At 52.0% G+C, this 7,467-nt stretch carries 6 protein-coding genes; 4 read left to right on the forward strand and 2 right to left on the reverse strand.

Going from position 1 to position 7,467, the window contains the following annotated elements:
* Positions 1 to 77: 77 nt before the first annotated feature.
* Positions 78 to 1,121, reverse strand: coding sequence for an aspartate-semialdehyde dehydrogenase (locus AC0QH1_RS13765; RefSeq protein ID WP_324631732.1), 1,044 nt, complete (start codon positions 1,119 to 1,121; stop codon positions 78 to 80).
* A gap of 1,130 nt (positions 1,122 to 2,251) precedes the next feature.
* On the opposite strand from AC0QH1_RS13765, the gene tig reads away from it, so the two are divergent.
* The 4 genes from tig to AC0QH1_RS13785 all read left to right on the forward strand — a co-directional run bounded on the left by tig (position 2,252) and on the right by AC0QH1_RS13785 (position 7,018).
* Entirely contained in the window at positions 2,252 to 3,667 is a 1,416-nt protein-coding gene (gene tig, locus AC0QH1_RS13770; RefSeq protein WP_324631733.1) for a trigger factor, read from the forward strand.
* A gap of 239 nt (positions 3,668 to 3,906) precedes the next feature.
* The gene (gene clpP / locus AC0QH1_RS13775) at positions 3,907 to 4,596 is read left to right on the forward strand and encodes an ATP-dependent Clp endopeptidase proteolytic subunit ClpP (protein WP_324631734.1); all 690 of its coding nucleotides are present in this window, start codon (positions 3,907 to 3,909) and stop codon (positions 4,594 to 4,596) included.
* Between the two features lie 10 nt (positions 4,597 to 4,606).
* Positions 4,607 to 5,953 (forward strand): ATP-dependent protease ATP-binding subunit ClpX, encoded by a 1,347-nt coding sequence (gene clpX, locus AC0QH1_RS13780; RefSeq protein WP_324631735.1) that lies wholly within the window; start codon positions 4,607 to 4,609, stop codon positions 5,951 to 5,953.
* Between the two features lie 189 nt (positions 5,954 to 6,142).
* Positions 6,143 to 7,018 carry an alpha/beta fold hydrolase gene (locus AC0QH1_RS13785; protein ID WP_324631736.1) on the forward strand — a complete coding sequence of 292 codons (876 nt, stop codon included), beginning with the start codon at positions 6,143 to 6,145 and terminating at the stop codon, positions 7,016 to 7,018.
* A 21-nt stretch (positions 7,019 to 7,039) separates the two neighbouring features.
* Here the strand turns inward: AC0QH1_RS13785 and AC0QH1_RS13790 are convergent, their stop codons facing one another.
* Positions 7,040 to 7,318, reverse strand: coding sequence for a hypothetical protein (locus tag AC0QH1_RS13790; protein WP_324631737.1), 279 nt, complete (start codon positions 7,316 to 7,318; stop codon positions 7,040 to 7,042).
* Between the last annotated feature and the right edge of the window lie 149 nt (positions 7,319 to 7,467).

The following is a 7,467-nucleotide window of genomic DNA, read 5'->3' on the forward strand; positions in this document are numbered from 1 at the left end:
GGTATCATATCCTCGCCCAACCCCACTTTTTGAATCAACACCCCAGAGTTCACGTCTCGCGGCATAGACGCTCCACACTAAGTGGAAACCGCCACTGCGGTGGGTCGCACTAAATTGCGATCGACTAACAACTCAGCTATCTGCACTGCATTTAATGCGGCACCTTTGCGAATTTGATCGCCACTGAGCCACAGTTCGATCGCATTGGGATTGGAAATATCCTGGCGAATGCGACCTACGAACACTTCATCGCGACCGGTGGCTTCCATTGGCATGGGGAAATAATTCGCCTGCCAGTCTTCTACGAGTTTCACCCCCGCCGCCTCGCTCAAAATTTCTTTGGCCCGACTCACGCTGAATGGGGCGGCAAATTCCAGGTTGATGGCTTCCGAATGTGCCCGCAGCACTGGCACGCGCACGCAGGTGGCGGTAATTTTGATGTCAGAGTCGCCAAATATCTTGCGCGTCTCGTTGACCATTTTCATTTCTTCCTGGCAGTACCCGCGATCGTCGAGCGGGGAATTATGCGGGAATAAATTAAAGGCCAGGGGGTATGGGAATGCCTCGGTTTTTGGCGTCTGACCTGCCAGAATTGCTTTCGCCTGCTCTTTCATTTCTTCCATCGCCCTCGCCCCGGCACCACTGGCGGATTGATAGGTGGATACCACAATCCGCTGCACCGTTTGTTCCTGATGCAAGGGCCACACGGCAACGTTCATCAAAATTGTCGTGCAGTTGGGATTGGCGATAATGCCCTGATGGCGATCGGCGGCTTCTGGGTTCACCTCGGGCACCACTAGGGGCACCTGCGGATCCATCCGATAGGCGCTGGAGTTGTCCACCACCACCGCACCGGCCTCCACCGCTTTCGGTGCCCAGCATTTCGAGGTGGATCCCCCCGCCGAGGCCAGTACCAGGTCTACATTGTCAAACGAATGCTCTCCCACGGCTTCTACGGGGATCCGTTGGCCTCGGAAGGGGAGGGTTTTCCCCGCCGATCGCTCGCTGGCAAGCAGCTTTAACTCGGATAGGGGAAACGCGCGCGTTTCCAGTAACGATAACAATTCTGTGCCTACGGCACCGGTCGCGCCAAGAATCGCAATCTTGTAAGATTTCGGCAAATCAATTTCCTCCTCTCAACTTGATATCTGGGACTTGAGTCACAATAGATTTAGATTCAAATAATTTTCTCTATCTAGGTTATTTCTTTAGCGGGTTTTAATTTTCATGGTATTTTGGCCGATAAAAATTTTTTTGTGGTAATAAGTCTTTTAAATCGGATGTTAATGGGGGGTTGGAATTTAAACCCTCTGGCTGGATCCACTGGGAAGGGCTGATTTTTTTGCTCCGCCAATCCCCCGATCGCAATTTATCTCCCCTATTGCTACTCCGGGGGTTGGTTCAGGCAGGTTTTTGCCAGCGGTTTTCGGCTACTAAATTGCTTGCTAGCTGGTTGTTGGTCAATGAATGAGAGGTAACTGGTGGTTTGAGGAACTTTCGGTGCGATCGCTACCCAACTAGAGTGGGGCGATCGCCCCGACCAATGAAATCGGCAGCGAGGGAGGTTTCCTTGCCGATTGGTGCCGCCGTAGGTACATCTGGGGGCTTTGGCGCGGGGTTCGCGCGGACTCGTTGCACCCTCAAACTGCCCGAGGGCGATCGGGTGTGAAAGCCATTCGTGCCGAATTACAGCGGGGGTTGGCTCTGATATTATTATAAGCATTGAATGGCAAAAAAACCGTTCTTTGGGTGGGAATTGTGGAGCGATCGGCATTGGAGTCAAGGGTGAGCTATTCGGTGTTGGGAGGCACGAGGACGCCAGTGCATCGAGTTCGGTGGGGGTGGTTTGCCCCGGGCGGGTCGATGAGCCAGGGGAGAGGGAGTCACCAGCGCCACGGCGGAGGGCGTGGGGTTTTCTGTTCTGGCGTCTTTGGGAAAATTTAAGATTTGAGCGGGGAAATCCCTCGGGAGCGCCTCCCGAAAGAGCTGACGCCTTCATCGGGAGAGAGTTTTTTCCCCGGGGGTGTTAAATAGCCGCGCGCGATCGGCTAGGATCTATATTTGCGACAAACGAGCTAGGGAGGTAGGGATTTTGGCCAGCCCCCTAGCGAGAAGCTTATGTCTGGCGTCAGCGGCGCGCGATCGCCGCACTTGGAAGAGCCAGGAAAGCATGTTGTACAGATGCCAATCCAACAGGGCGTCACAGACCCTTTAAACTTGAGAAACTGCAGAATTTGTCTTGTCAAAGCCGATGAAAGTTACCCAGGAAAAGCTTCCCGCCAGCCAACTTGGCCTTGAAATTGAAGTCCCGTCCGAGATGTCTAAGAAAGCCTACGACCAGGCGATCGCTCAATTCAGCCGACAGGCTAGCATTCCTGGGTTTCGCAAAGGCAAAGTGCCGCGCCAGGTGTTGCTACAGCGATTGGGCGCTTCGCGGGTGAAAGCGGCAGCATTGGAAGACTTGATTCAAGATTGCGTCGAAAAAGCGATCGAGTCAGAAGATATCCAAGCGCTGGGAAATTTTCAGCTATTGAGTTCCTTCGAGGAGCTAATCAGTGGCTATCAACCCGGAGAACCGCTGACCTTTTCCGTGTCCGTGGACGTGCCACCAGAAGTGGAGCTTCAGGATTACGCGAACTTGCAGGTCAAAGCCGAAGAAGCCAAGTACGATCCGGCGGAGGTAGACAACTTTTTAGAAGAACGGCGCAAAGAGCAAGCCACGTTAATCCCTGTAGAAGAGCGACCCGCGCAGAAGGGGGATGTGGCGATCGTGGATTATGAAGGGAAAATTATCCCCGAACCGGGAGCCGAACCGGAACCACTGCCCGGAGGAGAAGCGCAAGATTTTCAGATCGAACTCGAAGAAGGTCGGTTTATTGAAGGGTTCGTGGAAGGAGTCATCGGGATGAATCCAGAGGAAACGAAAGAAATTTCGGTGAATTTTCCGCAAGATTATCCCAATGAAGACTTACAGGGCAAAGAAGCGCGCTTCCAAGTCACCCTGAAAGAACTCAAAGAAAAAGAGTTGCCGGAATTAGATGATGACTTTGCCCAAGCAGTTAGCGAGTTCGAGACCCTCGACGAACTGCGCTCCTCCATCGAGTCCCAGCATAAAGAGCGAGCCGAACGGGAGACGAAAGCCAATAAAGAGGGAGCTATCCTCAAAGAATTGGTGAAAGTGGTGGAAGTGGATTTGCCCCAGACCCTGGTCGATCGCGAAGTGGATAACATGTTGCAGCAATCGGCAATGCAGCTTGCCAATTACGGGATTGACGTAAATAAGCTGTACACGAAGGAAAATTTGCCGGCATTGCGCGAGCAAACGAAACCGGAAGCGATGGAGAAGCTGAAACAATCCCTGGCCCTGAAAAAAGTCAGCGATCGAGAAAATATCGAAGTGACCGATTCAGACATCAACGCCCGCATTGAAGAATTAAAAGACCAATTGCCGTCAGATCTGGATATGCAGCGCTTGCGCGAAGCCGTCAGATCGGAACTGCAGAAAGAAAAAGCCCTGGCGTGGCTGGAAGAACACGCTACCATTGAACTGGTGAGTCCAGGGACTCTGGCCGCAGAAGAAGGGGAAACAGAAGCAGAACAAGCAGAAGCATCGTCAGATGCGATCGAAACCACTGCTGTGGAACCGGAATCTCAAGCCAGTGAGTAATCCCCAGTAAGCTCAGCCGCTCGTTGCAGCCGCCCAAACCGGGAGCCAGGGAAATGACCAAGCAGAAAATGGATCCAGACGTCAATGAGTTTGGATATTTTTCTGTAAATTTTCACCAGTCCTCGGTTGGCTGCGGCATAATAAGAACAGAGAGCCAACTCATTTGGCAAGCTCTAGCCTAGGAGAAACATTTGACATCCACTCGCTCGATGGCAGACCCTCGCATGAATTTGGATCGGATGCTACTATCTCAGACCCCTTATTTTCCAATTGCTGGCTCGAACTCCCCAGAAATTGAGTCCATCAGCACCAATGTGATTCCAATGGTGGTGGAACAGTCGGGGATGGGCGAGCGGGGTTTTGATATTTACTCCCGTCTGCTACGGGAGCGAATCGTGTTTCTGGGAACGCCGATCGACGATAGCGTTGCTGACTCGATTGTGGCTCAACTGCTTTATTTAGATGCAGAAGATCCGGAGAAGGACATTCAGCTCTATCTGAATTCCCCTGGGGGTTCGGTGACAGCAGGCATGGCAATTTACGACACCATCCAGCAGATTCGACCCGATGTGGTGACGATCTGTTATGGGTTGGCCGCCAGCATGGGAGCCTTTTTACTCTCTGCCGGTACGAAGGGAAAGCGGATGTCTCTGCCGAGCTCTCGGATTATGATTCACCAACCTCTCGGTGGTGCCCAGGGACAAGCGGTTGATATTGAAATTCAAGCCAAGGAAATTCTTTATCTCAAACAAACGTTAAACGAATTACTGGCGGAACATACAGGTCAACCGCTCGAACGAATTGAAGCCGACACGGATCGTGACTTTTTCATGTCGGCAGAAGAGGCCAAAGATTATGGTCTCATTGACAAGGTGATTACCAAGCAGGGTCTTCCGACATCGGGAGAGGCTGTTACCGCACAGAACTAAGAGGCCGTCTATGTCTAAGTACGACTCCCATCTAAAATGTTCCTTTTGTGGCAAATCTCAGGAGCAGGTTCGCAAGTTAATCGCAGGTCCGGGAGTCTATATCTGCGATGAATGCGTGGATCTGTGTAATGAAATTTTAGATGAGGAGCTATTTGACTCCAATACTCCAGCCCCGCAACCGGTACCTCCGCGCGCAGCAGAACCGCCGCAAAAGCGGCGATCGCGCTCGGCCAATTTATCGTTGAATCAAATTCCCAAGCCGCGCGAGATTAAAAAACATCTCGACGAGCATGTAATCGGCCAAGAGGAAGCGAAAAAGGTGCTTTCCGTAGCGGTTTACAACCACTACAAGCGCCTGAGCTTCGCTCAAGCGAAAGCCAGCGGGAAAATTGCTAGCGACGATTTGGTAGAGCTGCAAAAGTCGAACATTCTGCTGATCGGGCCGACGGGTTGTGGGAAAACCTTGTTAGCGCAAACCTTGGCTGACATTCTGGACGTTCCCTTTGCCGTAGCGGATGCCACAACGCTCACTGAAGCAGGGTACGTCGGGGAAGATGTGGAAAATATCTTGCTTCGTTTGCTACAAGTGGCAGACCTGGATGTTGAAGAGGCACAGCGCGGCATTATCTATATTGATGAAATCGACAAAATCGCGCGCAAGAGCGAAAATCCTTCGATCACCAGAGATGTGTCCGGCGAAGGCGTGCAGCAGGCACTGCTGAAAATGTTGGAAGGTACGGTGGCTAACGTGCCTCCCCAAGGCGGACGCAAACACCCTTATCAAGATTGCATTCAAATCGATACCAGTAACATTCTGTTTATCTGCGGCGGCGCTTTCGTCGGTCTGGATAAGGTGGTGGAACAGCGCATTGGCAAAAAATCAATGGGCTTCGTTCAACCCGGTGAGGGTCCATCGAAGGAAAAGCGCACGGCGGATATTATTAAGAATCTGCAGCCCGATGACTTGGTGAAATTTGGGATGATTCCAGAATTCATCGGTCGGATCCCGGTGGCGGCTGTGGTGGATCCGCTGGATGAAGATGCGCTGACGGAAATCTTGACCGAACCGAAGAACTCTCTGGTGAAGCAGTATCAGAAGTTGCTGCGGATGGATAACGTACAGCTCGAGTTTAAGCACGAAGCGATTCGGGCGATCGCTCAGGAAGCCTACCGCCGCAAGACGGGGGCGCGGGCATTACGCGGAATCGTGGAAGAACTGATGCTCGAAGTGATGTACGAATTGCCGTCGCGCAAGGATGTGACTCTCTGTACGATTACTCGGGAAATGGTGGAAAAACGCTCCACAGCCGAGCTGCTGCTCCATCCTTCCTCTCTACCCAAGCCGGAATCAGCATGAAAAATGTGATGAAGGAAGAAGGATGAAGCCTTTAAGAATGAACAATGCAGCACGAAGGGGCAATTTTGCCGCGATCGCTTCGTCTGAATTGTGAACTTTTTGGCTTCATCCTTCCCACTTCTCGCCGCTTGGGGTTTCAAAGTTGATGGTAAACTCTCTAAAGCGTAGTTAAAATTCTCCAAAATCGGGATGCCCTACATTCAGGTTCGCGGCGTCAAACATTATTACGAGTGGATCGGCCAAGAAACACCCATCGGCAATAAACCCGTGCTGGTGTTTCTTCATGGTTGGGCGGGTTCCGGTCGGTATTGGCAAACCACCGCCCGCGCGCTGCTCGATGAGTTTGATTGTTTGCTTTACGATATGCGCGGTTTTGGCCGATCGCGCTTGCCCCTGCAGCCTCCAGCCCTCGATTACGAGCTGGAAACCTACGCCGATGACCTGGCCGCACTTTTAGATGAGTTGCAATTAGAACGGGTCTATCTGAATGCTCATTCAATGGGGGCATCAGTGGCCACTCTGTTTCTCAACCGCTACCCAGAGCGAGTTGAAAAGGCAATTTTAACCTGTAGTGGAATCTTTGAATACGACGAAAAAGCCTTTAGCGCATTTCATAAATGGGGCAGTCTGGTGGTGAAGTACCGCCCTCGGTGGCTGGCTTTTGTCCCGATGATGGATCGGATGTTTATGGCACGATTTTTATATCGCCCCATTCAGGCGGCGGCAAGCCGTGCTTTTCTGTCCGATTATTTGATGGCAGATTATGAGGCGGCGGTCAATACGATTTTTACTTCGGTGAGCAAAAAAGCAACGGAAGTGATGCCGCGCGAATTTTCCCAGTTACAGGTGCCGGTGCTGCTGGTGGCAGGCGAACGCGATCGCATTATTCCCGCAGAAATGGGACGTCAGGCAGCAGCCCTCAATCCGTCTTTCGTGCAGTTTGTGGAAATTGCCGATACGGCTCATTTCCCGATGCTAGAAGATTCGGTGACTTATTTGAATCGCGTGCGCGAGTTTCTCAATACCCGGGTGGCTGAGTCTCCGGTGGATGTGACGCGCCGCTAACCCTGCCTTGGGCTGAGTCATTTAGCCATAACCAAGCGATCGCAGCAAACTCTGACAATCGTCAGGGTTGATTTTTTCTGCTTCGTACAGTTCTAGCACCCCCTCGGCTAAGACGTACATGGCGGCAGCGCGATCGATGTACTCTTGCGCGCCGCTCAGTGCTGCCTCGGCGGTGTCGTAAATTCCCCAGTCCGTGCAAATGGTGTTTCTACCGGGGGGCAAACAACGGTTTGTCCATTCTTCTCCTAGGGGCACTGCTGAAATGGTCCACTCCCGATAGAATGCCGTGATAGTCCTCATTTTTTCTACTGATTAACCTCCCTGAATGCTGGGTTGGGATGAGCGAGAATTCCTCCCTACTTTCACGATAATCTCCGATACGTTTGGAAACCCCCGTGCTTTAGCCGGGGGAGGAAAAACGAACTTGCGGCTTTAGCCGCCGTCAAAAC

The sequence above is a fragment of the Phormidium sp. CCY1219 genome (genome assembly GCF_055795085.1).

Coding starts and splice junctions, on each gene's coding strand:
- tig (WP_324631733.1), top strand. CDS start 2,252: ATGAAAGTTACCCAGGAAAAGCTTCCCGCCAGCCAACTTGGCCTTGAA.
- clpP (WP_324631734.1), top strand. CDS start 3,907: ATGCTACTATCTCAGACCCCTTATTTTCCAATTGCTGGCTCGAACTCC.
- clpX (WP_324631735.1), top strand. CDS start 4,607: ATGTCTAAGTACGACTCCCATCTAAAATGTTCCTTTTGTGGCAAATCT.
- AC0QH1_RS13785 (WP_324631736.1), top strand. CDS start 6,143: ATGCCCTACATTCAGGTTCGCGGCGTCAAACATTATTACGAGTGGATC.
- AC0QH1_RS13790 (WP_324631737.1), bottom strand. CDS start 7,318: ATGAGGACTATCACGGCATTCTATCGGGAGTGGACCATTTCAGCAGTG.